Below are 26,492 nucleotides of genomic sequence, written 5' to 3'. Positions count from 1 at the left end.
ATATGGCTTTGCGATATTACGATTTGATTGACAGGAAAGGCGTTTTCATTTCGATCAGACATGACCGCTGCTGTTGACGATGCGCAAGCATAGCGCCTCATACGGGTCCAGGCTGACCATCAATCGCCCGTCCTCGGTCAAGTCTCCCTCGACTGTTTCATTGATCATGTCAACCACCGTCCCCGGCGTGAAACCGGTCAACAGAAGCTCCTCGGCAATCACGTCCTGGCTAAAGTTCAGCGCACTGATCTGGATCCCGCGTCCGGCCGGCAGCTCGTGCACCATCACCAGTAACCCCGGGCTGCTGACCTCGGGTACCAGCACCTGGCGGCTGGTGGCAATGCCATAGGCCTGGCGCACGGCCAGCAGCTTCTTCACCTTGCAGGCAAACGAGTCGCCCTGTTCCAGCTGGCTGTCGAGGCTGCCGTACAGCGCCCGTGCGCGAGGCATGCCGCGCACCGACATTTGCGCCTGCGGGTCAAGCCCGGCCAGGTCATAGGCGCCGCGGTGAATCCAGCGGGTATCGCCATCGGTCATACGCTCGGCAACCGCTTCGGCAGGCAAGGGCAGGGCACCGACCAGGTCCCAGCCGGACAGCGCCACCACGCCTGGCTGCATGGCGTTGTACATGACCAGCAGCAGGTGCACTTTCTGGATCAGCTCGATGTCGGCCGCATCTATCTGTGCCAGGTCGCGGATACCCAGCGCTGCGGCAATCAGGCTGGCGGTGGTGCAGGCAATGCCATTGGTGACGAAGCGCAGGTTGTACGGGGCATGCTCGCCCGACAGCCGCTCGTAGATCTCTTCGCGAATGTGTTCGCGCAGAATGGCGCCGGGCAAGGTCTGGCCTTTGTACAGGTACATGTCGTGGGCATGCAGGGTCCAGAAATGCACCAGTTCCACGGTCAGTTCGTCGTGGTTCTGCAGGGCATGGATCAGCGAGGCCGGGTCGATGCCGAACGCGTGCATTTCCTTCAGCATCAGGCGCAGGAACTCGGTGTCACCGGTCAACAGCGCATGCTGGTAGGCCGGGCGGGTGATGAAGTCGTAGGACAGGTCAGCACCGCCCTTCGACATCTGCGCGATGTCGTCCAGGGTCAGGTTCAGTTCCTGAAAGCTGAAGCCGCCGGCCTTGCGGATCATGCCGCCGATCAGCTGGTTGCCGACGATCGACAGCGGGTGGCTTTCCGACCAGGCAGTGCCGCTGGCACGTGTTTCCACGCCGAGAAAACCGTTGGCATCCAGGCGCAGGCCGCGGGCGCCCAGGCAGTCCAGGGCGTGCAGGGCGTCGCCGATGATCATCTGCTGAGCGGCGAAGGTCGGGTCCAGCCAGTTCAGCGACGGCTGGCCGTCCTTGAAGTAATGCAGGTACACCCAGCGCCGGGTCTTGCCATCGACGCCCACGATTGGCGGTGTGGCGCTCCAGTCGGTTTCCTTGACGCCAGGCTCGAAGAAGATCACCCGTTGCAACTGGCCGACGATGTAATGGCGAGCTTTAAGCTCGTCGCACTGCGCCGGAAGCAGGTTGACCGAGTCGCGGCCGGTAGGCACCTCGGGCAGCAGTGGCCAGTCTTCCTCGCGGATCTCGACCATGTGATACAGCCCTGGATAAGGCCCGTAGGCCATTTCGGCCAGGCGGAAGTCGGCGCCCTTGCCGGTGTGCGAGGGGATCAGGTCGTCGATGGTCACGGCATTGTGCGCGGCGGCCATGCGGCTCATCTGCACCAGCTCCTGCTCGCTGCCATACAGTGGGTCGATGTCGAAGCTGATGCGGTCGAAGTTGCCGTCGATGCTGGGGGTGAGCTCGCGGCCACGGATGCCGCCGGAGCGCTTGATCGGCCCGGTGTGCAGGCCCTGGATGCCAATCTCCGACAGGCGCTTCCACAATGCTTCGTGAGCCAGGGCGCCGAGCACCGAACCGCCCTCGGGCGCGATGATGGCGTCGGGGTAAACCGTCAGCCACACCGAGGCGATCTCGGTCGCACGGCGCGGCTGGGCTTCGGCGTAGGGCTGCTGCCACAGGCGCGACTGGCCCGAATACAGGCTGGCGCGCTCCTGGGAAGCCTTGAGCATGGCGCGGTCTTCGAGCCATTTGACGTATGACGGGTCGGGCTGGGTCATTTCGCGTCCTCTTTGCGTGTCGGCACCGGCTCAGGTTATGACGGCGTGGCGGGCGGATCGTTCTGCGTACTTAACAACTGGTCAATCCGCCCGGCAAACCGCTGCAAGGCCGGCAGGTATTTCGCAGCCGCCTGCTCGATACTCATCGCCTTGGCCACATACACCAGGTTCAAGCACCCCAGCAGTCGATCGCCCGTGTGTAATGGCACCGCAATCGAAGCAATCTTCTCTTCCTGGTTCCAGGCCATGAAGTTCTCCGCATAGCCGCGGTGTCGCACCTTGCGCAGCAGGTTGTCGAGCGCTACCGGGTCACGCGCCAGCCGGTACTCAGGCCCTTCGCGACTGGCCAGCAGGGCAATGATCTGCTCACGCTCGGCGTCTGCGCAAAAGGCCAGGTACGCCAGCCCGGTGGCTGTCTCCAGCAATGGCAGGCGGCGCCCGACCATCGACCGGTGAAAGGACAGTCGACTGAAGCGGTGCGTGGTTTCGCGCACGACCATGGCATCGACGTCCAGGGTGCTGATGTCGGTCGGCCACACCACCTCTTGCAACAACTCGGCAAGCAGCGGCGCCGCCTTGGCGCTGATCCACTGTTCATCGCGAAAGCCTTCGCTCAACTCGCGCACTTTCAGGGCCAGGCGAAAGCTGTCGTCCGACTCGCTGCGCCGCACGTAACCTTCATCCTGCAGGGTTTCCAGCAAACGTCGCACGGTGGTGCGGTGCAGGCCGGTGAGCTCGGCCAGGCGGGTGGGACTAGCGCCGCCGTCCAGGCGATTGAGCGCGTTGAGCAAGGCCAGGCCGCGGCTCAACCCGCGCACTGTCTTGTAATCGGAATCGCGGTCTTTATTCATAAAAGCCTTTAAAAACAATGATGTGCACCAAGTGCACGAGCGGGCGGTTTTTCATTGTAGGGCAAACGGCGCCGTTCCTATACTCGCCACCAACAACTACAAATGCCCTGACAGGGGAAAACACCATGTGCCACGCCTGCCTGCCGTCCTTATCCATTGCCCGCGCTTCATTCACACCAAGCGTAGCGACGCTGCCTTAAGCCCGAACCAGCCAAAACGCCCATTCACTGCCTTGCGCCTGCCTGCGCGAGAACGGTAGCGGCTTGCCTGGGGTTTCCGGGGACGCCGTCGGGCCGTGTCGAGGATTACAACAATGAACACGCTACAAGCAGATCATATTCAGGCCGATTACACCGCTGACGTGGTAGTCATCGGCGCAGGCCCGGTCGGGCTGGCGATTGCCAATTACCTGGGCCAGGCCGGCGTGCAAGTGCTGCAGATCGAGAAGCTCGACCAGTTGATCGATTACCCGCGGGCCATCGGCATCGACGACGAGTCGCTGCGTACCGTGCAGGCCATCGGCCTGGTCGAGCAAGTGCTGCCGCACACCACCCCGTGGCATGCGATGCGCTTCCTGACGCCCAAGGGCCGCTGCTTTGCCGACATCCAGCCGATGACCGACGAGTTCGGCTGGTCGCGGCGCAATGCGTTCATCCAGCCGCAGGTCGATGCCGTGCTGTACCAGGGCCTGGCGCGCTTTGCCAACGTACACACGTTGTTCTCGCGGGATGTGGTCGAGTTCCAGCAGGACGAGCACGGCGTGAGCCTGCGCATGAATGGCCCCGGAGGCCGCCAGGAAAGCGTGCGTGCCCGTTACCTGGTGGCCTGTGATGGCGGCAACAGCCTGATCCGCCGCACGCTGGACATTTCCTTCGAGGGCAAGACCGCCCCTAACCAATGGATCGTTATCGACATCGCCAACGACCCCCTGGGCACGCCAAATGTGTACCTGTGCTGCGATCCGGTGCGCCCATATGTATCGGCGGCGCTGCCCCACGGTGTACGGCGTTTCGAGTTCATGGTGATGCCCGGCGAGACGGAAGCCGAGCTGGGCAAGCCGGAAAACCTGCGCAAGCTGCTGGCCAAGGTGCTGCCTGACCCGGACCGCGTCGAGCTGATCCGCAAGCGCGTATACACCCACAACGCCCGCCTGGCTGGCCAGTTTCGCGCCAGGCGGGTGCTGCTGGCCGGTGATGCGGCGCACATCATGCCGGTGTGGCAGGGCCAGGGTTACAACAGCGGCATGCGCGACGCGAGCAACCTGGGCTGGAAGCTCGCCCTGGTCGCCAAGGGCCTGGCGGGCGAAGCGCTGCTCGATACCTACGAGCAGGAGCGCCGCGACCATGTCAAGGCGATGATCGACCTGTCGGTGCTGGCCGGCCACGTGCTGGCGCCACCGAAGCGCTGGCAGGGCACGCTGCGCGATGGGGTATCGTGGGCGCTGAACTACCTGCCCGCGGTCAAGCGCTACTTCCTCGAAATGCGCTTCAAGCCCATGCCGCAGTATGCCAAAGGTGCGCTGGTGGCAGAGCAGGGCAGCAAGACATCGCCGGTCGGGCGCATGTTCATCCAGCCCAAGGTGCTGACCGAGGCGGGCGAGACCTGCCTGCTGGACGATGTGATCGGCAGCAACTTTGCCTTTATCGCCTGGGGCAACGACCCGCAATGGGGCCTGAGCGCCGAGCAGGTGGCCGCCTGGCGTGCACTGGGCACGTGCTTCATACAGGTTCTGCCGCCGGTGCAGCTCAAGGCTGGCCGTGAAGTGCCGGACGGGGTGGTCCGCGTGGGTGACTGCAGTGGTCGGCTCAAGGACTGGTTCGGTCGCCACCCGGTGTCCATCGCCTTGCTGCGCCCGGACCGTTTCGTCGCTGGCGTGGCCATCCCGCAGACCATTGGCGACGTTAGCGACGCCCTGTTGCGGGCGCTCGACGCCCGGCCTCAGGCCACCGTGCAGGCACCGCTTGCAAGCAAGGTGGCATGAGATGAGCGCGTATCTGCATTGCCTGTCGCATACCCCGCTGGTGGGCTACGTGGACCCGGCACAAGCGGTGCTGGATGAGGTGGACGGGGTGATTGCCGCTGCCCGTGCACGGATCGAAGCATTCGACCCGGAGCTGGTGTTCCTGTTTGCGCCAGACCACTACAACGGTTTTTTCTATGACGTGATGCCGGCGTTCTGCATCGGCATGGCCGCCACTGCCATCGGCGACTTCAACAGTGCCGCCGGCCCGCTGGATGTGCCCCGCGAGGTTGCCGAGGCCTGCGCCAACGCCGTCCTCGAAGCCGGGGTGGACGCTGCGGTGTCGTACCGCATGCAAGTCGACCATGGCTTCGCCCAGCCGCTGGAACTGCTGCTCGGCAGCCTCGCCGCGAGGCCGGTCATTCCGGTGTTCATCAATGGTGTGGCGGTGCCGCTGCCAGGCTTCGCCCGTGCCCGCGCGCTCGGTGAAGCCATCGGTCATTTTGCCCGCAGTACCGGCAAGCGCGTGCTGTTTCTCGGTTCGGGCGGGTTGTCTCACCAGCCACCGGTACCGGAGCTGGCGCGGGTCGATGCACGCATGGCCGAGCGCCTGCTGGGCAGTGGCCGCGAGCTGCCGGCCAGCGAACGCCAGGCCCGCCAGCAGCGGGTAATCAGCGCCGCCGAAGGCTTCGTGCTGGACCAGCACAGCCTGCACCCGCTGAACCCGGGTTGGGACAACCACTTCCTTGACCTGCTGCAACAGCGCCGTTACGCCGAGCTTGACGGCATGGCCAACGCCGAACTGTCGGCACTGGCCGGCAAATCGACCCACGAGGTGAAAACCTGGGTGGCCGCGTTTGCCGCACTCGGTGCCTACGGCACCTACCAGGCCAGCGACCGCTACTACCGGCCGATCCCGGAGTGGATCGCCGGTTTCGCTTCGCTCAGCGCCCATTTCCTGACCTGATCAACAGAGGTACCACCATGACCGGCATTCCCCTCAGCGAAGCCAGCAGCAGCCGCTTCGCCCGTGTCCGCGAAGGCGAGCTCGACCTGCAACTGCACTACAACGACCTGGGCCAAGGCGCCGAAACCGTGGTCATGCTGCACGGCTCTGGCCCAGGTGCCAGCGGCTGGGCCAACTTCAACCGCAACCTCGAACCGCTGCTGGCCGCCGGTTACCGTGTGCTGCTGGTGGACTGCCCGGGCTGGAGCAAGAGCGACCCGATCGTCTGCAGCGGTTCGCGCTCCAACCTCAACGCCAACGCGCTCAAGGGCCTGCTGGATGTGCTGGGCCTGGAGCGCGTGCACATCATTGGTAACTCGATGGGTGGCCACAGCGCCGTGGCCTTTGCCCTCGACCACCCCGAGCGGGTCGGCAAACTCGTGTTGATGGGCGGCGGTACTGGCGGCGCCAGCCCGTTCGTGCCGATGCCCACCGAGGGTATCAAGCTGCTCAACGGCCTGTACCGCGAACCGACCATCGAAAACCTGAAGAAGATGATGAATGTCTTCGTCTACGACCCCAGCGACCTTACCGAAGAGCTGTTCCAGACCCGCCTGGACAACATGCTCAGCCGCCGCGACCACCTGGACAATTTCGTCGCCAGCCTGGCCGCCAACCCGCGCCAGTTCCCCGACTTTGGCCCGCGCCTGCATGAGATCCGCGCCCGCAGCCTGATCGTCTGGGGCCGCAACGACCGTTTCGTGCCGATGGACGCCGGCCTGCGCCTGCTGGCCGGCATTCCCGACTCGGCCCTGCACGTGTTCAACAACTGTGGCCATTGGGCCCAGTGGGAGCACGCCGACACCTTCAACCGCCTGGTACTGGACTTCCTCCAGCATTGATTTGAGGTACACCCATGACCATCGACACGCCAACCCTCGAACGCCTGGCCGCCGACCTGCGCCGCGCACAGCAGCAGGGTGAAGCCATCGCGCCGCTGCGTGATGCCATCGGCCCGGAAAACGCCGAAGCCGCCTACCGTATCCAGCGCCTGAATGTGGCCCATGCCTTGGCCGAAGGCCGGCGGCTGGTTGGCCGCAAGATCGGCCTGACCAACCCCAAGGTGCAAGCCCAGCTGGGTGTCGACCAGCCCGACTTCGGCAGCCTGTTCGCCGACATGTGCTACGGCGACAACGAATGCGTGCCTTATGCCAGCGTGATGCAGCCAAAGATCGAGGCCGAGATTGCCTTGGTACTGGCGCATGACCTGCCCAGTGCCGAAACCACCTTCGCCGATGTGATCGCCGCTACCGGCTACGTGCTGCCAGCGTTGGAAATCGTCGGCAGCCGCATCCAGGGATGGAACATCCGCTTCGCCGACACCGTCGCCGACAACGCTTCCAGCGGCTGCTTCGTGCTTGGCGGCCCGGCGCGTCAACTGCTGGACCTTGACCTGCGCACTGCGGCCATGCGTATGACGCGCAATGGCGAGCTGGCCTCCAGTGGCAGCGGCGCAGAATGCCTTGGCCACCCGCTCAACGCCGCCGTGTGGCTGGCACGCACCATGGCCCGCCTGGGCGAGCCGCTGCGCGCTGGCGACATTGTCCTTACCGGCGCCCTGGGGCCAATGGCGACGGTGGCCCCAGGCGACCATTTCGAAGCCGAAATCGACGGCCTTGGCCGTGTCGGCGTGACCTTCAGCGGCGAATGACGGAGTACCCCATGAGCCACAAACGCAAAGCCGCCATCATTGGTTCCGGCAATATCGGTACCGACCTGATGATCAAGATCCTGCGCAACGCCCAACATATCGAGATCGCCGCGATGGTCGGCATCGACCCCGCCTCCGACGGCCTGGCGCGGGCTGCCCGGATGGGCGTGGCGACGACCCATGAAGGCGTCGAGGGCCTGACCCGGTTGCCGCTGTTTGGCGAGATCGACTTCGTCTTCGACGCCACCAGTGCGGGTGCCCACGTCAACAACGACGCCTTCCTGCGCCAGCACAAGGCGGACCTGCGGGTCATCGACCTGACCCCCGCGGCTATCGGCCCGTACTGCGTGCCGGTGGTCAACCTGGAGCAGCACCTGCAGGCGCGCAACGTCAACATGGTCACCTGCGGTGGCCAGGCCACCATCCCGATGGTTGCGGCGGTGTCGCGTGTGGCCAAGGTGCACTACGCCGAAATCGTCGCCTCGATCGCGTCGAAGTCCGCCGGGCCTGGCACCCGCGCCAACATTGACGAGTTCACCGAAACCACCAGCAAGGCCATCGAGGTGATCGGCGGCGCGGCCAAGGGCAAGGCGATCATCATCATGAACCCTGCAGAGCCGCCGCTGATGATGCGTGACACCGTATACGTGCTCAGTGAAGCTGCCGACCCGCAACAGGTGGCGGCAAGCATCGAGGAAATGGCCGCCGCCGTGCAGGCCTACGTGCCGGGTTACCGGCTCAAGCAGCAGGTGCAGTTCGAGCAGGTGGAAAACCTGAATATTCCAGGCCATGGCCAATTCAGCGGCTTGAAGACATCGGTGTTCCTCGAAGTCGAAGGCGCTGCCCATTACCTGCCGGCCTATGCCGGCAACCTCGACATCATGACTTCCGCCGCGCTGGCCACTGCCGAGCGCATGGCCCTGGCAATGGGAGCCCTGGCATGAACGGCAAGCAACTCTATATCAGTGACGTGACCCTGCGCGATGGCATGCATGCCATTCGCCACCAGTATTCGCTGGACGACGTGCGCGCCATTGCCCGCGCGCTGGATTTGGCCAAGGTCGACTCGATCGAAGTGGCCCATGGCGATGGCCTGCAGGGTTCCAGCTTCAACTACGGTTTCGGTGCCCACACCGACCTTGAATGGATCGAAGCAGCAGCCGACGCGGTCAACCACGCCAAGATCGCCACGCTGTTGCTGCCAGGGATTGGCACCTTGCATGACTTGAAAAACGCCTACGACGCCGGTGCGCGCATCGTGCGCGTGGCCACCCACTGCACCGAGGCGGATGTTTCGCGCCAGCACATCGAGTATGCCCGTGAACTGGGCATGGACACGGTGGGTTTCCTGATGATGAGCCACATGCAGACGCCTGAAGGCCTGGCCCGGCAGGCCCGTCTGATGGAGAGCTACGGCGCCACCTGCATCTACGTGGTGGACTCGGGCGGGGCGATGAACATGGACGACATCCGCGCGCGATTCCGCGCGGTCAAGGCTGTGCTCGACCCTGCGACCCACACCGGTATCCATGCCCACCACAACCTCAGCCTCGGCGTGGCCAACTCCATCGCCGCGGTGGAAGAGGGCTGCGACCGCATCGACGCCAGCCTGGCCGGCATGGGGGCCGGTGCCGGCAATGCACCGCTGGAGGTGTTCATCGCCGCCGCCGACAAGCTCGGCTGGAATCACGGTACCGACCTGTACGCGCTGATGGATGCCGCCGATGACCTGGTGCGCCCATTGCAGGACCGGCCGGTGCGGGTGGACCGGGAAACCCTGGCCCTGGGCTATGCCGGGGTCTACTCGAGCTTCTTGCGCCACGCCGAAGTGGCCGCTGCCAGGTACGGCATCAAGGCGGTGGATATCCTGGTCGAGCTGGGCAAGCGGCGGATGGTAGGCGGTCAGGAAGACATGATCGTCGATGTAGCGCTGGACCTGCTCAAACGCTGATGCACCTGGCGGGGGCGCGGTGCCCCCGCCTGGCAACAACCCACTACAAGAACAACAGGGTGGCTTCATGACTTCTCTTGCAAACAACCCGCCGCGTGCGGCCATCACCATTGGCCTGTGTTTTCTCGTTGCCCTGCTCGAAGGCCTCGACCTGCAAGCCGCCGGCATCGCCGCCCCTGGCATGGCCAGCGCCTTCAACTTGGGCAAGCTGCAAATGGGCTGGGTGTTCAGTGCCGGTATCCTCGGCCTGCTGCCCGGCGCCCTGGTCGGCGGCTGGCTGGCGGACCGCGTGGGGCGCAAACGCGTGCTGATCGCGTCGGTGGCACTGTTCGGCCTGTTTTCCCTGGCCACGGCCCACGCCTGGAGCCTGCCCAGCCTGTTGCTGGCGCGGCTGCTCACCGGGGTAGGGTTGGGCGCCGCATTGCCCAACCTGATCGCCCTGTGCAGCGAGGCCGCCGGCGAGCGCCTGCGCGGCAGCGCCGTCAGCCTGATGTACTGCGGCGTACCGTTGGGAGCAGCACTGGCGGCCGGTATCGGCATTGCCGGTTACAGCGGCGAGTGGCAGCGGGTGTTCCATGTCGGTGGCGCCGGGCCGCTGCTGATCCTGCCGTTGCTGGCGTTCTACCTGCCGGAGTCGCGCCAGTTTCGCGCCACACAGCCGGCCGGCGATACACCTGGCCTGTGCCGCGAGCTGTTCGGCCAGGGCGCCACATGGCTGTTGTGGCTGAGCTATTTCTTCACCCTGATGGTGGTGTACATCCTGATCAACTGGCTACCGAGCCTGTTGGTCGGCCAGGGCTTCAGCAGCCATGACGCCAGCTGGGTGATGTTTGCCCTGCAGATCGGCGCCGCCATCGGCACCCTGGCCCTGGGCCAGCTGCTTGAACGCTTGCCGGCCTGGGCGACGGCGACGCTGGTGTACCTGGGCATCCTGGCTGCCCTCGGTGGCCTGGGCCTGGCCAGTGACCTGCGCGGCATGCTCGCGGCCGGTTTCTTTGCCGGCTTCTTCGCCACTGGCGGGCAAGGGGTGCTGTATGCCTTGGCGCCGCACTTCTACCCCGCACGCGTGCGCGCCACCGGCGTGGGTGCGGCGGTTGCGGTTGGCCGCCTGGGCGCCATGAGCGGGCCACTGGTAGCTGGCCAGATGCTCGCCCTCGGTGCCGGCTCTGCCGGCGTGCTGCTGGCCTCGGCACCGGGCGTGGTGATTGCTGCCCTGGCACTGTTCCGCCTGATCGGCCGTCGCCCGGTATAACGCCACTCGCTGTTCACCCTGGCGTGCTCCCTGCTGCTTCTGCGGCAGGGCTTCCTACAACTACAAGAAAGTGAAGTCACCATGCACAAGGCCCGAAAAACCTGCCTGGCGCTGAGCGCCTGCCTGTTTTGCGCCAATCCGCCCCACGCCGCTGGCTTTGTCGAAGACAGCCATGCCGAGCTGGTGCTGCGCAACTATTATTTCGACCGCAACTACCTGGGCCCGTCCCCGCAGGCCGCCGCCCGTGAATGGGCCCAGGGCTTCATCCTGAATCTCAGTTCAGGCTTCAGCCAAGGGCCTGTAGGTTTCGGCCTCGACGCCAAGGGCATGCTCGGGGTAAAGCTGGACTCTTCACCCGACCGTGCCGGCACCGGGCTGCTGCCGTTCGACCGCAGTACGCGCGAGCCGGCGGACAACTATTCCGAGCTGGGCCTGACCGGCAAGCTGCGCATTTCACGCACCGAGCTGCAGGGCGGCAGCATCAGTACTTTTCTGCCGATTGCCTTCGCCAGCCCCACGCGCCTGCTGCCACAGACGTTTCGCGGCGCTTACCTGCGTTCATCCGACATCGACCGCCTGAGCCTGCATGCCGGCTGGCTCGACCGCATCAACCTGCGCGACTCGACCGACTACCAGAAGATGAGCATCGGCTCGCCCAACGGGCGCTTCAACGGCGCTGCCACATCTGACCGCTTCACCTTTCTGGGCGGTGACTACGCCTGGTCCGAGGCCTTGACCCTGCGGTATTACCACGCCGAACTGGACCAGCTGTACCGCAAGGACTACTTCGGCCTGGTCGACGAGCGCCAGCTTGGCACTGGGCGCCTGAAAAGCGATGTGCGCCTGTTCGTCACGGGTGAGGACGGTGCAGCCAAGGCCGGCAAGGTCGACAACCGCAACACGGCCTTGATGCTGAGCTATGCCTGGGCCAGCCATAGCGTTGGCGTGGGCTACATGCGCCTGGATGGCGATACCGCCATGCCTTACCTGTACGGTACCGAGCCGCTGGTGATCACCGAAGGCACGCTGAGTTCGGAGTTTCTCAACCCCAGGGAGCGCAGCTGGCAGGTCAGGTTCGACCAGGATTTTGCCCCGTTCGGGTTGCCGGGGCTCAAGGGCATGCTGCGCTACGTACGGGGTGACAACATCGAACTGCCGGGCTTCGGCGGGGCCGGGCTGAGTGAAAGCGAGAAGGATGTGGAGCTGTCGTACACCGTGCAGCAGGGCACGTTCAAAGGTGTGGCGTTGCGCGTGCGGCATGCCTGGTATCGCAATGATTTTGCAGCGGGTGCGACGCACCGGGACGACAACGAGCTGCGCGTCAACCTGGACTACACCGTGAGGCTCTGGTGACTGGGGCATACGCATGCTCCATCAGCGCCGGGCAGACAACTGCTGCGGTGCCAGAAACGCATCATGGAAATAGTTGCGCACAGCCTGCATCGCCGGGCTGAACGCCCGCTCCCGGTGCCAGGCCAGCCCCACGCTCATCGGCGTCACCGGGTCGCTGATGGTCACTGTCTCGATGCGCTTGCCCTCCAGCGACCAGGGCCGGTGCACCAGGTCGGACAGAATCGCCACGCCGCTGCCATTGGCGACCATGCTGCGCACGGCCTCCACCGAACTGGTCCTGACCCGCACGCGCGGCTGCTGCCCGGCCTGCTGCCAATAGCGCATGGCGCTTTGCTCGGCCTCATCGACTGTGAGCAGAATGAAAGGCTCCTTGGCGACATCGGCCAGGCTCACCGCCGAGCGCTCGCACAGCGGATGATGCCCGGGCAACCACAACCGCCGCTCGGAGTTGAACAACGTCTCCGAAACGATGGCAGGGTGGGTGAGGTTGGCGGTGAGCACCACCGCCATGTCGAAACGCCCCTCCAGCAGGCCTTGTTCGATGGCGCTGCGCTCCTGCTCGTACAGCTCCAGGGTTACGCCTGGATGCCAGTGCTCCAGGCGCTGCAGGTGGTGGGGCAGGAAGTAGCCGATCACCGTGTAGCTTGCGGCCAGGCGCAGCAGGCCACTGGCGCGCATGTCCGGTAGCGGGCTGTTCAACGCATCGTCGACGCTGCGCATTATCACGTAGGCGCGGTTCAGGAAGTGCCGGCCAGCTTCAGTCAGGCTCATGCCTTGGGCGGAGCGCTGGAACAACAGCATGCCGAGCATCGCCTCGAGCTCCTTGATCGCCGTGGTCACCGCCGACTGGGAGATGTTCAGGTGGATCGCCGCCTGGGATATCTGGCCGATCTCGGCAGTGGCGATAAAATAACGGACCTGGCGCAAGGTCAGTGACACGGTAGGCTCCTGTGGCGGCTGCAGGTATCTGATTTTCCGAAGACACCCTATCTGTTTATAGATCTTCCCAAGGGGGCGACGAGAATCTAACGTGGCCTGCATGCAGTCACAAGTGCCAGGAGAGACAGTCATGCAAGTGGTGGATTTCAACTCGGACATGGGTGAGGGCTTTGGCCCGTGGACCATTGGCGATGGCGTCGACAACGAGTTGATGGGCTACATCAGCACGGCCAACATCGCCACCGGCTTTCATGCCGGCGACCCCGGCACCATGCGCCGCACTGTCGAGCGGGCCAAGGCCCTGGGCGTTGCAGTAGGGGCGCACCCGGGTTTCCGCGACCTGGTCGGCTTCGGCCGCCGGCACATCAATGCGCCGGCCCAGGAGCTGGTCGACGACATGCTCTACCAACTCGGCGCGCTGCGTGAAATTGCCCGCGCCCAGGGCGTGTCCCTGCAGCACATCAAGCCGCACGGGGCGCTGTACATGCACCTGGCGCGTGACGAAGAAGCCGCGCGGCTGCTGGTGGAAAACCTGCGGGTAATCGAGCCCGAACTGCTGCTGTATTGCATGCCGGGTTCGGTGATCTGCCGGATCGCCCGGCAACTCGGCCAGCCGGTGGTTCGCGAGTTCTACGCCGACCGCGAATACGACCTGAGTGGTTCGATCGTGTTCACCCGCAATGTCCGTGGTCATGAACCCAGGGCAGTGGCTGAGCGGGTGCTGCGGGCCTGCCAGCAGGGCGTGGTGCGCACGGTCGAGGGCCAGGACCTGGCCATCGAGTTCGACTCCATCTGCCTGCACAGTGATACCCCGGGTGCGCTGGACCTGGTCGAGGCCACGCGCAAGGCGCTGGACACAGCGGGCATCGAGGTGCGAGCCCCGCGCTGAGCCCATGTGGCATGCGGCATGTACCCGCCGCAGCCCGCGCATTTTGTTTTTGCCTGCCTTTCTATAAAGATTCCAAGAAAAGGAACAGTCATGGCCGAACCGCTTGCTACAACCCCGATCCGTTACAGCTTCGGCGCCGACGAGCATCTGTTTGCCGAAGTCAGTGACAGCATGTCGCTGGAGGCTTTTTTCAAGGGCATGGCCATCACCCGTGCGGTGGAGCGGCTGGCGCTGGATGGCGTGCTGGATGTGTGCCTGGCCAACGCGTCGTTCCAGATCCGCTTCGACCCGGACCGCATCGCCCCCGAAACGCTGCTCGACGCCGTGCGCGGTGCAGAAGCCCAGGCGGTGGCCGAGCGCAGCTTGCACACGCGAATCATCGAGATACCGGTGCTGTACAACGACCCGTGGACGCACGAAACCCTGATGCGCTTTCGTGACCGCCACCAGGACCCGACCAGCACCGACCTGGAGTACGCGGCGCGCATCAACGGTCTGGCCGATGTCGAGGCGTTCATCGCTGCGCACAGCGGCGCGCCCTGGTTCGTGTCGATGGTCGGCTTCGTCGCCGGCTTGCCGTTCATGTTCCAGATGGTCGAGCGCGAGCGGCAGTTACAGGTGCCCAAATACCTGCGGCCACGCACCGACACCCCCAAGCTCACCTTGGGCCATGGCGGCTGCTTTGGTTGCATCTACTCGGTGCGCGGGGCAGGGGGCTACCAGATGTTCGGCGTTACTCCGGCGCCGATCTACGACCCGCAGCAGACATTGAATTACCTGAAGGCGCACATGGTGTTCTTCCGACCAGGAGACATCGTGCAGTTCAAGCCCATCGACCGCCGCACCTACGACCAGGCAGTGGCGGATGTGGAGGAGGGCCGCTTCGACCTGCGCATTCGCCCGGTGGAGTTTTCCCTGGACGCGTTCCTCGCCGACCCGGTCGGCTACCCCAAATCGCTGCAGGAGGTGCTGGCATGATCAAGGTACTCAAACCGGGCCTGGCCACCTCCGTGCAGGACCTGGGCCGCGAAGGCTACTACCACCTGGGCATCCCGCCGTCTGGTGCACTTGACCAGTATGCCCTGAGCGCCGCCAACCACCTGGTGGGCAACCCGGCCGGTGCGGCAGGCCTTGAATGCGCGCTGGTGGGGCCGGAGCTGGAGTTCCAGCACGATGCACTGGTGGCGGTATGCGGGGCACAGATGCCGGTGTTGCTCGATGGCCGTGAGCAGCGCCCGGACACGGCGTTTGCCGTGCGCGCGGGGCAGGTGTTGCGGTTCGGCTTCCCTACCGCTGGCGCCCGTGCCTATCTGGCGGTGGCCGGAGGCATCGATGTACCCGAGGTGCTCGGTAGCCGCTCCACCTATGCCCTGGGAGCGCTGGGCGGGTTCCATGGGCGCAAGCTGATGGCGGGCGATGTGCTGCCGGTCGGCCTGCCGAGCGGCAAGACCCACGCCGGTGCCAGCCTGCCCATGGCCCTGCGCCAGGCCCTGGGCGGCGAAGTGGTACTGCGGGTGGTGCCGGGCCTGTACTTCCACCGCCTGACCGACGCGGCGGCGCAAAGCTTCTTCACCCAGGCCTGGACGGTCGGCTCCGAGGCGGACCGTATCGGCTATCGCTACAAGGGCGGCAGTGCCTTGAGCTTCCAACCGCGGGAACAGCCGTTCGGTGCCGGGTCGGACCCCTCCAATATCGTCGACAGCTGCTACCCGATCGGTTCGATTCAGGTGCCGGCGGGGCTGGAGCCGATCATCCTGCACCGGGATGCAGTGTCGGGCGGTGGCTATGCCATGATCGGCACGGTGATCAGCGCCGACCTCGATCTGATCGGGCAGATGCAGCCGAACCAGCAGGCACGGTTTCTGGCGGTCAGCCTGGAGCAGGCGCTGGAGGCGCGGCGGTCGTACAAGAAGAAGCTCGGTTGCCTGGCCAGGCTGTTCTCCTGAGCGCAATGCGTTTTTCTCATTGAAGCAGGAGCAACTGTCTTGCACAAAATTTAATCGGCGTGCGCGATCCCTGTGGGAGCGGGCTTGCCCGCGAACACCGGCGAAGCCGGTGCCATCCACCCTCATGGATTCTTCGCGGGTAAATCCGTTCCTACATTCACGTTCGAATATTCCTACAGCGACTTGGGAAACGCCAGGCTCCCCCCACAACGGCAGTGCGCGACATGGTCGCGGTCGCTGCCAGGGAGCAGCGGCTGCTTTGCCATTGCCGCCGCTGAAGGCGGGCTGCCGCACGACCAGTGCATGTCCTGCGAGCGCCAGGGTCTGCCGATCCTCCTGCCGCTGCGCCGCGCGCTGCGGTGGCCGACAGCCTGCATATTTCGGCCAAGCTGGGCCTGCGCACCTTGCGCATGGGTTACCTGTACGTGCTGCTCGACCGGCAGGTCTGGCATGGCTACGAGGTCAGTGCGCAGGGTCATTTACGCTATTTCAACCCGTACGAGCCACAGGACGGTCCGCCGTCGCCGCTGCCGGCAGCCGACGTGTGCCTGCGGTTGCTGCAAACATGTGATCGGTGAAGAAACCAGCGAGCAGCTAGATATCGTGCCCATGCAGATCCGCGTGATCAAACACATCCGTAAAGTTTACGGTTGCCGCGGCTGTGAAATCGCTCCGGGCACCGCCGACCAACCCGCTCAGTTGATCGAAAAGAGCATGGCCAGTCCGAGCGTCTTGGCGATGCTGCTGACGACCAAGTATGTCGATGGCTTACCGCTGCACCGTTTCGAAACGGTGCTGAGCAGACACGGTATCGAAATTCCGCGTCAGACCTTGGCACGCTGGGTGATTCAGTGCGGCGAGCACCTGCAACCACTGCTGAATCTGATGCGCGACCGGTTGCTGGAAAGCCCGGTCATCCATTGCGACGAAGCGCGCGTCCAAGTGCTTAAAGAAGCGGATCGAGACCCGACCAGCGAATCCTGGATGTGGGTGCAAGCCAGTGGGCCACCGGATCAGAAAGTCGTGCTGTTCGACTACACCTCCATCGGTGCTGCCGAGTCGGAACTGGTTCATCATGTTCATGGCTCTGCGGCCAACGTGGCCGATATCATGCAGGTTGCCAAGCTGTTGCATGGCAAAGACAGTACGGTTTATGCAGACGCTGGATGCACCAGTCTCGAGAATCGTAAAGAGCATGATGGCGTAAGGTCGTCTGGTAAATTGCGGCGCGGCACAGCGCGTGTTCCAGGCTCAAAAAACGCAGTGTTTTCCACAAGACCAAGCGCAACATGGAGTACTGCAAAGCTCAGGTACGGGATAAGGCCGAGCATCCGTTTTAGTTAATCAAGAACCAATTTGGTTGCGTGGAATTACGTTTTTGTGAGCTGATGAAAAACACAGCTCAGCTGACCATGCTGTCGTTCTGTCAAGTTTTTGGAAAGCTCGAAAAAAGTTTGTGGGTATGGGTAAGGTTCGCCTGTAGCGAGCAGAGTCAGTCGGGCGCCCTGCATATTATTTATCGCTCACCTTTTTTACCTAATGGCAATGTAATTGTGCAGGGGGTATCAACTTGTCGTCATGGCGCGACAAGTTGAATGGGGAGTGTTTATTTACTCTGGCTTGTTACGCAGGTTAGTGATAAGTCGGTTCCAGTAGCGTACAGCACTCAAAGTGCTGCTGTCTCGTTAGCCAGGTTTTGTTTTCAGGGTTTATCGGATCACCATCAACGATAGCGGGTTTAATCTCGAATAGCTCCATGCCTTTAGGTCGTGAGTGCTTATTCTTGTCAATCATTTTGGTCTGCCAATTGAGCAAATAGATCGGGAAGGTGTCGAGCGGCTGGCGTGCATGGTTTATGCTCGCCGCAAGTTCGTCGAAGCGCAGAAAGTGCAGCCCAAGGGTAAGACGGGCCGCGCCGATGTGGCGCTGGCGATGATCAACAAGCTGTACGGCATCGAGCGCGAACTCAAGGAGGTGAGCGACGAACAGCGGTTCCTCGGTCGCCAGGAAAGAAGCCTGCCACGCCTCGGTCAGTTGAAAAGCTGGCTGGACAAGACGTACTCCCAGGTCACACCGCAAAGTGTGCTGGGCAAGGCCGTGCACTATCTGGCGAACAACTGGAGTCGGTTGGAACGCTATGTCGAGGCCGGTCATTTACCGATCGACAACGACCTGGCAGAGCGTGCGATCAAGCCATTTGTCATCGGGCGCAAGGCGTGGCTGTTCAGTGACACGCCCAAGGGTGCGACGGCCAGTGCGCAGATCTACAGCTTGGTCGAGACCGCCAAGGTCAACGGCCAGGAGCCCTATACGTGGCTGCGCCACGTACTGGAGCGCCTGCCGTATGCATCGTCGGTGGCAAACTACGAAGCCCTGCTGCCGTGGAACTGCTCGCCAGAGATGCCACGGTAACCTGTGGGCCCATCATGTGATAGGTGTGGTTCATGGATCGCACTCGGCGTAGTGGCTCTACCCAAGCCTCCGGCGGAGCGCAATCTGCCGCCTAAGTGCTACGCCGATACTGCGATCAATATCGAATGCAACCCGTCATCCCGCTGCCTCAATGAAGCGCAAACCCAAGCCTGGCTTACCCAGACTGTTTGATCGGGGCAGGTACCGGCAGCGCAACATCATCAAGCGCAAGTTTGGCTGGCTGGAAATTCTCTCTGCACTGATGCTGAGGTTGCTCTCATTTGTGCGGTCTGAAATCTTATGATCCCAATGAGTGATTTTGGGTGGTTTTCACATGAATATGTTTATTGAATAAAGGGGCACTATTTTATCAAATTTTTGAGATCTTTACTGGAGAAGGGCAGTCTCGGTGTATCGAAGTTACGTAAAATTAGCAGATGAGGATCGAGCTTTAACCTACACAGATTCTGCAGGGTGGGTTTTCCTCCGGCCACCAAGGCAGGTTCGAAGCCATAAATTTCATCTGGGGCGAGCGGGCCGTATTTCTTGAGTGCGCGCTCGAATAAAGGCTTTCCGTTTGAATCGGTGTTATCATAATCCTCTGGTTCGCTAGTCCCGAATAGCGATTGGATCGTAATGTTTTGAGCGGTCAGTTCTTTGATTTTTAGTCGATTCTTTACTGCGAGTATTTCATTGTGGTTGCAGATGATTGAAGTGCTGTGTCCGGTTTTTTCGCCGCACAAGTAAAGGTTTCCAAACGCGCTTCTGGCTATTACATGGAATTTATCAAGGGGTTCTATCGGTGTATCCTTGAGCCAGGCATCTTTAATATGCTCGTAATCATCGGGGTTAACAGTCCAAAAAAGTCCATTTGCATATCCTGCCCACCCTTCATTTTTCCAGTATTGGATCAATACAGGTGGAAGTATGCTCTTCCACTTTTCAAAGCTAGCTTCTGGAACGCTGGTTCGCTGAGTTGCTTCTCCAAAGTACTCGATAAATTCAGCAAAATCTAAGTCACGCATTACTTATTTTCCTTTTTTATCTGGAGGGCAAATGCTTAGTTCGACACTCATCATCGCCTTACCATCGCCCCGCTCGATGGCTCTGTCTGCTGCGCTTTCGATGGTCTTGATTCTTTCCTTATGTCCCCAGCTTCCACCAATGGCGCTGTTTATACGTTTGTCTCCTAACCCTGTGGGGTCGGGTTTGGCCCAGCCTCCCGCGATCATATCAGGCTCGTGGAGCGCGGCTAATTTTTCCATGATCGCGCCGCTCTCTGCTTTGGCTTCGGCTTTCGCGACTTTAGGGGCTACGCCCTTGTTTCTTTTACTTTCGTATACGCTTTTCTCTATTTCTTTACGCCTGTCACGTCGGTAATCGCGCTGCGCTTTGTCCGCCAGAGGATTTCGGCCGGAATCTCCAGTTTTCCGCTTGGTTTCGTAGAACATTTTCCTTGCACCAGAGAAATCTTTGGCCGACATATTGTTGATTGCATCCTCCTGCCGCTTGAGCTGGCGAGCATACTCTTTGAGATACCCTTTTTTTTCTGTCTCGCTCATTTTTTTGTAGGCGTCAGACTGTCGAGGGTCGAAGCACTCTGGTTTTTTCTTTTGCAGCTTCTTCGGTCGTACCTTCCCGCCTGGCGCCTTTTTACGTGCAGCTGCCGCCTTAGCTCGCTTCTGCGCTGTTTCTTTTGCCGTTCGCTCAATAACCTCCTTGGATGTCTTGACGGATGCCTCCGCCACTGCCTTGGCGCCATGCCTACCTAATTTGCCTGCTGTTCCTAGGTACCCTGCAAATGGAACTGCCGATAGCAAAGATAGAGCGGCTCCCGCGTAGTCACCACGGGCGAGGCTGATGCCCGCATTAGCGACATCAGCTATTTCGCCAACGACTGGGATCAGACCTACGATATCTAACCCTAGCTGAAGGCCATCCAGTATCTCATCGCCTGTTGCGCCTTCTGCTGGTGATTCCGTTTTCACATCAGGGTTAGAGGACTCCGCAGTATCTCCGGTGGCGAGCGTTTCACCTCTTACTCTACCTAGCGTGTTGCCATTCGGCGTGGTGGTCGCGCCGCTGTTTTTCGATGATGGGTAGAGTTGAGTGTAGGTTGGTATGTCCTCCAAATCAGCCAGTTCCCTGTGGTACGCCTCCTGACGAAGGGCCTCATACTGCGTTTCATCCAGCTGCAGGGATTTTCCCCACTCGTGGGCCCCATCGGCAAATTCCACCAGCACCTTGCCGGTGCCATCAGTCTGCACAAACATCCTGTCTGGACCGTTTGGCAGTTTACGTAGCGATACTTCCTGTACTTGGACATGCAGCGTGTCCAGTTGAATGGGCTGTTCACTCATGGCATCAACTCCCATTCATCCAGAACAGGTCGCCATGACGAACCAAGTGACATCCTTCCGCACGCACGGAACTACTGTGCTCCAGCGGATGGCATTTGCCTTCGACGGTGCCGCTCTTGACCCCTTTGGCTTGGCCGGTTGCGTCACCGATGGTCTTTGGAGTGAAACTGCGCTTGTAGACGACTACAGGATGGCCATTAGCACGTACGCTTTTCGCCACACCGCTGCTGGTATCCAGTTCTGCCGTGACCGGATAAGGCACGGGTGGAACGCTGCTGCCCATCGGTGTTTTGCAAACATCGGGCGCGATGCTGATAACCGTCCATTTCGTCTGTTGCCGAGCCATTACGTTATCGGCCATCAGACGTGCTCCCTGCTGCGGTGCGGGGCGCGCCGAATGATGGGCGCTTCTGGATTGGTTTCGAAACGCGCTTCGAGCACACGAATATCCAGCGAATTGGACAGGCTGATGCGGTGCGTCATCGACAGGGTCATGGCATCGGTGTCGATGCGCAATGTGTCGGTGAGCATCGGCAGCGGCAGCATTACGCCGTTGGTCATGCGCATGAGCACGAAGGGGCGGTGACCTGGAAGCTGGACTTCACAGTTACCATCTTGGCTCAGGGATGGATCAGTCAGGTTGAGCAGGGCAATGCGTGCATCCGGTGCAGGAAAAGCTACCTGCTGGTCAACCGGGGCGCCATTCCAGTAGCCGAAATCAAAATCCTGTGGCAACCCGGGCCAGTGGTCCTCCTCCCAGCTTTGGTCATAAGTACCTGCAAGTGCCAAGCGCGGCGCCCACGCTCGGCCAACGATGCCGAAGCCGGCCGGCCTGCAGTCATAGGAGGCCGCGAGCTCAGCCATAGCAGAGGCATTGAGTGGGCCAGCTGGATGCCGCGAGCGCAGCAGGCGCTCGATGGGGTTGTCCAAATGCTCGATCTGAGGCGCCGGCAGGCTGGCCAGCGTCTCGCCGGTCTGCTCGTAGTGCAACTCTTCATGACCGTGTTCCAGCCAGCCACAGCCCAATGGGTTACTGAAGCAAACTTCATTGAGCAGGAACTCGGAGGCATCGGGGTTTTGCCCGTATTCGGGATTGGCGAACCGGCTGGTGCCGCCAAAAGCATGCTCCCAGCGCAACGGAACACGCGTGGCAAGCTCTGGGTCTGTGAGGTACCAGCCGAAGAAGTTGTGATGAAACTCTCGTGGACCGGTGAAGCGCAGGGTCTTGTCCAGTAACACGATTGGCGTGAGCTGTTCTCTGTTGCGACGCCGAACTTCCAGTACTTCTGCCTGGCGCGCCTGCAATTCATCAGCGGTCAGGTAAACATTCGGTGCGCGCTTCGGGGGTGGCGGATCAGGGATTACTTGCTTGGGACGGGTCGATGTAACACGGACACTGGCTTCCCACGAAGTTGCAGGTTGTCCTGCCGGCGCATGCGCATGGCCGACGACGATGACATCGCAGCGTGGCTTGAATGGCGCCAGGTCGCTCTCTTCTAATACGGAACTGCTGCCGATCTCTGCATAGTAGGTATCGGCCATGCACAGCGGCACTGGTTCGTCATCGACGACGATGGCTCGGAGTTTGCCAGGACAGCCATCAATATTTTCAAGGCGATATCCGACCTTCATTGCAATGACAGGATGTTCCTGACCGTCAGGCGCAAGCGCGCTGAAGCACATGACGTCAAAAGGCGTCAGGTTGCGAAATTCCATGTTGGGTTACCCCTTCAGTTGAGATCGACATCCTTGCCGTTGATTTGCACAGGCCCTGTGGCACTGAAGTCAAAGTTGCTGCCGTTGATCAGCACGGTCCCGTCGGACTTCATGACCAACGTCGCCTTGCCTACCGTGATGCTGAATTCATCGCCTGCTGTGATGTTGAAGCGGTTGCCGACGATCACGGACTTGTGTACGCCTACCTGCTCGCTTTGGCTCAGGCCAACTGTCGTATTCATCGCCGCACCGACACTGACTTGATAGCCCGCACCAATGGTCAGCGCCTTGGCTAGGCCGATGGTTTCCGCCTTCGCCAACTTGATGGTTTCGGTCTTGTTGGCACCGATGGTGACGTGGCGATTGAGCCCGATGCTGATGGTTTCGTTTTTGCCGACGTCTTCGGTGCGATGGTCGCCGATGGAGATGGTTTCGTTGTGGTCCACCCGCTCGCTGCGGTCGTTGCCGACGAAGGTAGTTTCGTTGTGCTTCACGACGTTGTTCTGATCCTTCTCCGCATGGATAAACACCTCCTGCCGACCCAGCTCATCCTCGAAACGCAGCTCGTTGAAGCCATCACCCTTGTGGGTCTGGCTCTTGATGGTCATGCGGGTCTTGTGGTCGGGCAGGTCGTAGGGCGGCAGCTGGTTACCGCAATAGGTGCGCCCAGTGATCATCGGCTGGTCGGGGTCACCGTTGACGTACTGGATGATCACGTCCTGGCCGATACGCGGGATGGCCATCGCGCCCCAACTGCCACCGGCCCATCCCTGGGATACCCGCACCCAGCAGGAGCTGAACTCGTTGTTGTTGCTCTCCCGGTCCCAGGGGAAGCTGACCTTGACCCGGCCCCACTCGTCGCAGTAGATCTCCTCGCCGGGCGGGCCGACCACGGTGGCCATGTGCGGGCCGTCCACGCGAGGCTTCTGCAAAGGGGCAGGGCGCCATTCGGTGCGACCTGGCACCAGCACTGCGGTTTGCTCATAGCGCGTGCTTTGGTCGACGCTGGCAGCCTCTTCCTGCAGGCTGGTGAACTGGCGGCCCTTGTGAACGACACTGTTCACGCGCCAGTGGGCATTGAGGTCATCGCGGGGGTGACCGGTCAGCGTGAAGCTCAGCCCGGGTTGTAGCCGTGCGTCATCCCCCTGAACTTCGGCAATGCGTGCATCATGACGCAAGGCGGTGATGCGGTTTTCAGTGAACGGTTTGCCCACCGCATCGCGCTTGTAGCGGCCGGGATAATCGAAGCGTTCGTAGTCGGTGGATTGGTGTTCCAGGAAAGGGCCGGCAGCACGGTGTTCCTGACGATACGCCGGATGGGTGAAGGTGTAGTCGCGCTGGACCTGCCGCGAGGTTCGGACCTGTTCGCTGTAGCGCAGTCGCCGCAGGCAGGGTCTAGCCTGATCACCACCACTGCTGGATTGATACAGCACAGTGTTGGGATCGATAACGTCTTCGCCCTCAAAGAAGCCTTCGTCATCGTTGCCAGTCTTGAGCGCGCCATGGCTGATCAACCCAAGGGACAGCAGCTGATCTGTGATGATCAACTTATGCAGTTTTTCACTGTGCTCGAAGCGATAGACGAAGCCCTCTTCCGCCGCCAGACGGGCGATGAAGTCAAGGTCGGTCTCGCCCGCTTGCACGCAGAACTCGCGCACCGGGTGGTCCATGCTCACGCGAAGCTCGTATTGATCGATACCCTGGCGCTTGAGCATCAACTCAAGAATCTGCGGCACGGTTTTTTGCTGGAAGATGCGCCAGTTCGAACGCAGGCCGGCGCGGGCCAGAATGGGTTCGACCAGCGCGTGATAGTAGGTGCGGTAAAAGCCGCTTTCGCCCTGGCTGAAACTGCTGACCAGGCCGTGGACGTAACGCACCGGCCCTTCTTCATCCAGGATGGTGAGTACCACCGGTTTGTCCAGCACTTGGCCGAAGTCGATATCGGGCTCGAAGCTGACCAGCTCCAGTTCCAAACTAAAGGGTGCGCTGATCGCTTCCCTGAGTTCAAACGACACCACTTCGAACTCAACGTCGCCCACCAGTGGCTCGAATCTGTAGCGCAAATCAGATTGGCTAGGCATCGGTGCCCCCGTCGAGGGAGACTGACCCTTGATTACTGTCCCATAGCCAGATGATTTCGCCTTTCGCTGATTCACTCCTGATGACCGGGAACACTTCACCTTTGTTAAAAAAACGTCGCGATTCTAACTTGGCGGGAGTAGTCCACCATCCACTCATGGGGCATGGACTACCGGCAGGCATGGCTGTAGGGATAGAATTGATGCTGAATGTTTGAGTGCTGAGGAAACGCGCGCGCTTGCAAGGCCAGTCATTTTCTTCGTCGAACCGTGAAATCCATCGCTTCGCATCGGCGTCTGAGAAACGTTCGTTTGGGTCACCAGACCATTGCCCGAACCCAACCAACCCTAAATCGTCATGTCGGATGGGGCGAATTATCTTGTTCAGTAGAATGGGCAGCTCAGGGAGTCCGGCCTCCACGGGGTAAAGTTCTGGCTGCTCGCCGAGTTCTATCCACTGGCCTGATTTCAGTTCAGTGATGGAAATTTGTGGGTGGTCGAGCGCTTCGCGTACGGCATCGCGCTCTAATCCTAATTTTTCTCGCCAGTAGTTGGATAGCAAAAAACCCCATGTTGGTGGTCTCACACCGTCCATCAATTCGTCTCTCATGCCAAAGGGGAATTCGATATCCAGCCCATAAAATTTAACTGTCAATGAGCGCTCCCACGTCGATGCTTCAGGCCGAGAGCCAAAGTCAAGAGGGTTTGCAACCGCAAAGCCGGAGTAAACTTGATGCGGTTTAAGCTTTTCAATGGCCATGAATAGAAAGTTGCGCCAGGCGTTGCGGTTTTCCAGCCACCACTGCCATCGGTAATGCAGGAGAATGGATGAGTAAGCGTTATTGTTTATGCCGTCCCATGTAGAGCTCCGCCAAAAATACCCAGCGGTTGTAGGCGAGTTGTTATGATTGGATTCATCTGTGAAATTAAAAGCAAAGCTCTCGTCCACTTTGAATGTCGATGCCAGTATTTTCAGGTCAGGTATTTTAGTTGAGCCGTAGGGGTAAGGTCGCTCGGATACGGGGTGCGTTGCAATAATGTAAGGAGCTCCAGTCAAGCGCTCGAATGTTTGATGAATGTCTATCATGGAAAGCGTTTTTTCTAGGTGTTCGCTAGGGGAGTAGGGGAAGTAAAAGCTTAGAAAAGGGCTTACGCTTATTTCTAGGTCGTCATTTCCAAAGGCGCTGTTTGGCCACTCTTTAAGCAGCGCCGTGAATGCTTCAAGCTCATTTTCGGTAAACAGGTTATGGACTGTGCTCACTTTCTTTTCCCCTTATTTTTGCTGGGCGTACCGTCTCTCTTTTCGTCTGCCAAATTGCTGGGTATGCAGTCTTCAGGTACTCGCAGAAGCGCTACTTTTTCCTTTCCCGTTTTTCTAGGGTTTGCGCCGGATTTTGGCGTCATCAGGTGAGCATAATCCTCCAGCTGTCTGATTTTTACCCAATCACCAGGGAATTTGATTTCTATCGCAACAAACACATTTTTGGTGTCGAATGGCTAAGTGTTTCGTATTTATCTGATGCGGAATAGCGATAACCCTCATAATATTGTTCGTCTAGATTTGTTAGGGTAAATTTCGCGCTTTAGGGAGTGCTATCGGATAAAGGGTCATCCAGCTTGTTAATGTTTAGGTAGACCGGGCAGCCCGTGATTTTTGCCGGGCCTGTTGAGCTGAAGTAGAAGATATGACGGTTGATCAGCACTGTGCCATCAGGTGTCCGCTACCGTAGTACAGGCGGTTGAGTTCGCGTTGCTCCGGCAGTACCAGGGCCTGCAGATTGCCCAGTTCGGCATAGCGGTAATGAAGCACTACAACGCTGTTGGTTTTGCTCAGCAGCTGCCCGTTTTCGTCGTAGGTGTAATCGAGTTGATAGTTTTCGCCCTGAGCGTCTTTAAGGTTATAGAACAGGTTGTCGGCCGCGTCGTAGCAGTAGTCGATGGTGTCATCTTCAGTGCGCTTACTGACAAGGCGGCCTGATGACAGGCTATTCTTTATTTTTCATTGCC

Annotated in this window: 21 protein-coding genes and 5 pseudogenes; 17 read left to right on the top strand and 9 right to left on the bottom strand. The window is 60.9% G+C overall.

Features of this window, described 5'->3' with window-relative positions:
- Window positions 1–54: 54 nt before the first annotated feature.
- Window positions 55–2,121 carry a maltose alpha-D-glucosyltransferase gene (gene treS / locus AC5O5R_RS15080; RefSeq protein WP_172219663.1) on the bottom strand — a complete coding sequence of 689 codons (2,067 nt, stop codon included), beginning with the start codon at window positions 2,119–2,121 and terminating at the stop codon, window positions 55–57.
- A gap of 35 nt (window positions 2,122–2,156) precedes the next feature.
- Window positions 2,157–2,972 (bottom strand): DNA-binding transcriptional regulator, encoded by an 816-nt coding sequence (locus AC5O5R_RS15075; protein ID WP_172219661.1) that lies wholly within the window; start codon window positions 2,970–2,972, stop codon window positions 2,157–2,159.
- Window positions 2,973–3,285: 313 nt separating this feature from the next.
- On the opposite strand from AC5O5R_RS15075, the gene AC5O5R_RS15070 reads away from it, so the two are divergent.
- From AC5O5R_RS15070 to AC5O5R_RS15035, 8 genes are all read left to right on the top strand, one after another.
- Window positions 3,286–4,953 (top strand): bifunctional 3-(3-hydroxy-phenyl)propionate/3-hydroxycinnamic acid hydroxylase, encoded by a 1,668-nt coding sequence (locus AC5O5R_RS15070; RefSeq protein WP_172219659.1) that lies wholly within the window; start codon window positions 3,286–3,288, stop codon window positions 4,951–4,953.
- A 1-nt stretch (window position 4,954) separates the two neighbouring features.
- Window positions 4,955–5,899 (top strand): 3-carboxyethylcatechol 2,3-dioxygenase, encoded by a 945-nt coding sequence (gene mhpB / locus AC5O5R_RS15065; RefSeq protein ID WP_172219657.1) that lies wholly within the window; start codon window positions 4,955–4,957, stop codon window positions 5,897–5,899.
- A 17-nt stretch (window positions 5,900–5,916) separates the two neighbouring features.
- Window positions 5,917–6,780, top strand: a complete 864-nt coding sequence (locus tag AC5O5R_RS15060) for an alpha/beta fold hydrolase (RefSeq protein WP_494511083.1) — start codon at window positions 5,917–5,919, stop codon at window positions 6,778–6,780.
- 14 nt (window positions 6,781–6,794) lie between these two features.
- The gene (gene mhpD, locus AC5O5R_RS15055; RefSeq protein WP_172285745.1) at window positions 6,795–7,589 is read left to right on the top strand and encodes a 2-keto-4-pentenoate hydratase; all 795 of its coding nucleotides are present in this window, start codon (window positions 6,795–6,797) and stop codon (window positions 7,587–7,589) included.
- Window positions 7,590–7,600: 11 nt separating this feature from the next.
- The gene (locus tag AC5O5R_RS15050) at window positions 7,601–8,533 is read left to right on the top strand and encodes an acetaldehyde dehydrogenase (acetylating) (protein ID WP_172219651.1); all 933 of its coding nucleotides are present in this window, start codon (window positions 7,601–7,603) and stop codon (window positions 8,531–8,533) included.
- A complete protein-coding gene (gene mhpE, locus AC5O5R_RS15045) occupies window positions 8,530–9,540 on the top strand; it encodes a 4-hydroxy-2-oxovalerate aldolase (RefSeq protein ID WP_172219649.1) in 1,011 nt (336 codons plus the stop codon). Before AC5O5R_RS15050 ends, mhpE begins: the two co-directional genes overlap by 4 nt.
- A gap of 67 nt (window positions 9,541–9,607) precedes the next feature.
- A complete protein-coding gene (gene mhpT, locus AC5O5R_RS15040) occupies window positions 9,608–10,792 on the top strand; it encodes a 3-(3-hydroxy-phenyl)propionate transporter MhpT (protein WP_172219647.1) in 1,185 nt (394 codons plus the stop codon).
- An 81-nt stretch (window positions 10,793–10,873) separates the two neighbouring features.
- The gene (locus AC5O5R_RS15035; protein ID WP_172285746.1) at window positions 10,874–12,145 is read left to right on the top strand and encodes an OprD family porin; all 1,272 of its coding nucleotides are present in this window, start codon (window positions 10,874–10,876) and stop codon (window positions 12,143–12,145) included.
- Between the two features lie 21 nt (window positions 12,146–12,166).
- On the opposite strand, the gene AC5O5R_RS15030 is transcribed toward AC5O5R_RS15035, so the two are convergent.
- Window positions 12,167–13,084, bottom strand: coding sequence for a LysR family transcriptional regulator (locus AC5O5R_RS15030; protein WP_172219643.1), 918 nt, complete (start codon window positions 13,082–13,084; stop codon window positions 12,167–12,169).
- Window positions 13,085–13,214: 130 nt separating this feature from the next.
- On the opposite strand from AC5O5R_RS15030, the gene AC5O5R_RS15025 reads away from it, so the two are divergent.
- The 8 genes and pseudogenes from AC5O5R_RS15025 to AC5O5R_RS14990 form a co-directional block, all read left to right on the top strand.
- Window positions 13,215–13,973: a 5-oxoprolinase subunit PxpA gene (locus AC5O5R_RS15025; RefSeq protein WP_172219641.1), complete on the top strand. Its 759-nt coding sequence runs from the start codon at window positions 13,215–13,217 to the stop codon at window positions 13,971–13,973.
- Window positions 13,974–14,063: 90 nt separating this feature from the next.
- On the top strand, window positions 14,064–14,951 hold the full coding sequence (locus tag AC5O5R_RS15020; RefSeq protein ID WP_172219639.1) for a 5-oxoprolinase subunit B family protein: 888 nt from the start codon (window positions 14,064–14,066) through the stop codon (window positions 14,949–14,951).
- Window positions 14,948–15,919 carry a 5-oxoprolinase subunit C family protein gene (locus tag AC5O5R_RS15015; RefSeq protein ID WP_172219637.1) on the top strand — a complete coding sequence of 324 codons (972 nt, stop codon included), beginning with the start codon at window positions 14,948–14,950 and terminating at the stop codon, window positions 15,917–15,919. Before AC5O5R_RS15020 ends, AC5O5R_RS15015 begins: the two co-directional genes overlap by 4 nt.
- Window positions 15,920–16,156: 237 nt before the next feature.
- A pseudogene (locus tag AC5O5R_RS15010) lies at window positions 16,157–16,452 on the top strand (toxin VasX); the annotation flags it as partial.
- A gap of 7 nt (window positions 16,453–16,459) precedes the next feature.
- Window positions 16,460–16,987: pseudogene (locus AC5O5R_RS15005) on the top strand (transposase); the annotation flags it as partial.
- Window positions 16,964–17,402 (top strand): annotated as a pseudogene (locus tag AC5O5R_RS15000) (transposase); the annotation flags it as partial. The pseudogenes AC5O5R_RS15005 and AC5O5R_RS15000, both read left to right, overlap by 24 nt.
- Window positions 17,403–17,746: 344 nt before the next feature.
- A pseudogene (tnpC, locus tag AC5O5R_RS14995) lies at window positions 17,747–18,331 on the top strand (IS66 family transposase); the annotation flags it as partial.
- 98 nt (window positions 18,332–18,429) lie between these two features.
- Window positions 18,430–18,578, top strand: a pseudogene (locus tag AC5O5R_RS14990) (IS5/IS1182 family transposase); the annotation flags it as partial.
- A 115-nt stretch (window positions 18,579–18,693) separates the two neighbouring features.
- Here AC5O5R_RS14990 and AC5O5R_RS14985 read toward each other — a convergent pair.
- The 6 genes from AC5O5R_RS14985 to AC5O5R_RS14960 are packed head-to-tail and all read right to left on the bottom strand — an operon-like array spanning window position 18,694 to window position 25,746.
- Window positions 18,694–19,356, bottom strand: a complete 663-nt coding sequence (locus AC5O5R_RS14985) for a GAD-like domain-containing protein (RefSeq protein ID WP_494514508.1) — start codon at window positions 19,354–19,356, stop codon at window positions 18,694–18,696.
- A 3-nt stretch (window positions 19,357–19,359) separates the two neighbouring features.
- A complete protein-coding gene (locus AC5O5R_RS14980; RefSeq protein WP_494514507.1) occupies window positions 19,360–20,691 on the bottom strand; it encodes a polymorphic toxin type 15 domain-containing protein in 1,332 nt (443 codons plus the stop codon).
- 4 nt (window positions 20,692–20,695) lie between these two features.
- Window positions 20,696–21,052, bottom strand: a complete 357-nt coding sequence (locus tag AC5O5R_RS14975) for a DUF4150 domain-containing protein (protein ID WP_494514506.1) — start codon at window positions 21,050–21,052, stop codon at window positions 20,696–20,698.
- Entirely contained in the window at window positions 21,052–22,407 is a 1,356-nt protein-coding gene (locus AC5O5R_RS14970; protein ID WP_494514505.1) for a DUF2169 family type VI secretion system accessory protein, read from the bottom strand. Before AC5O5R_RS14970 ends, AC5O5R_RS14975 begins: the two co-directional genes overlap by 1 nt.
- A gap of 14 nt (window positions 22,408–22,421) precedes the next feature.
- Window positions 22,422–24,488 carry a type VI secretion system Vgr family protein gene (locus AC5O5R_RS14965; RefSeq protein WP_494514504.1) on the bottom strand — a complete coding sequence of 689 codons (2,067 nt, stop codon included), beginning with the start codon at window positions 24,486–24,488 and terminating at the stop codon, window positions 22,422–22,424.
- Entirely contained in the window at window positions 24,481–25,746 is a 1,266-nt protein-coding gene (locus AC5O5R_RS14960; RefSeq protein WP_494514503.1) for a type VI immunity family protein, read from the bottom strand. Before AC5O5R_RS14960 ends, AC5O5R_RS14965 begins: the two co-directional genes overlap by 8 nt.
- Before the next feature lie 453 nt (window positions 25,747–26,199).
- Here AC5O5R_RS14960 and AC5O5R_RS14955 point away from each other — a divergent pair, with 453 nt between their 5' ends.
- The gene (locus tag AC5O5R_RS14955) at window positions 26,200–26,463 is read left to right on the top strand and encodes a hypothetical protein (RefSeq protein ID WP_494514502.1); all 264 of its coding nucleotides are present in this window, start codon (window positions 26,200–26,202) and stop codon (window positions 26,461–26,463) included.
- Window positions 26,464–26,492: the final 29 nt, after the last annotated feature.

The sequence above is a fragment of the Pseudomonas sp. 8_5_2 genome (assembly GCF_059295255.1).
This window is presented reverse-complemented; position numbering and strand designations above follow the sequence as displayed.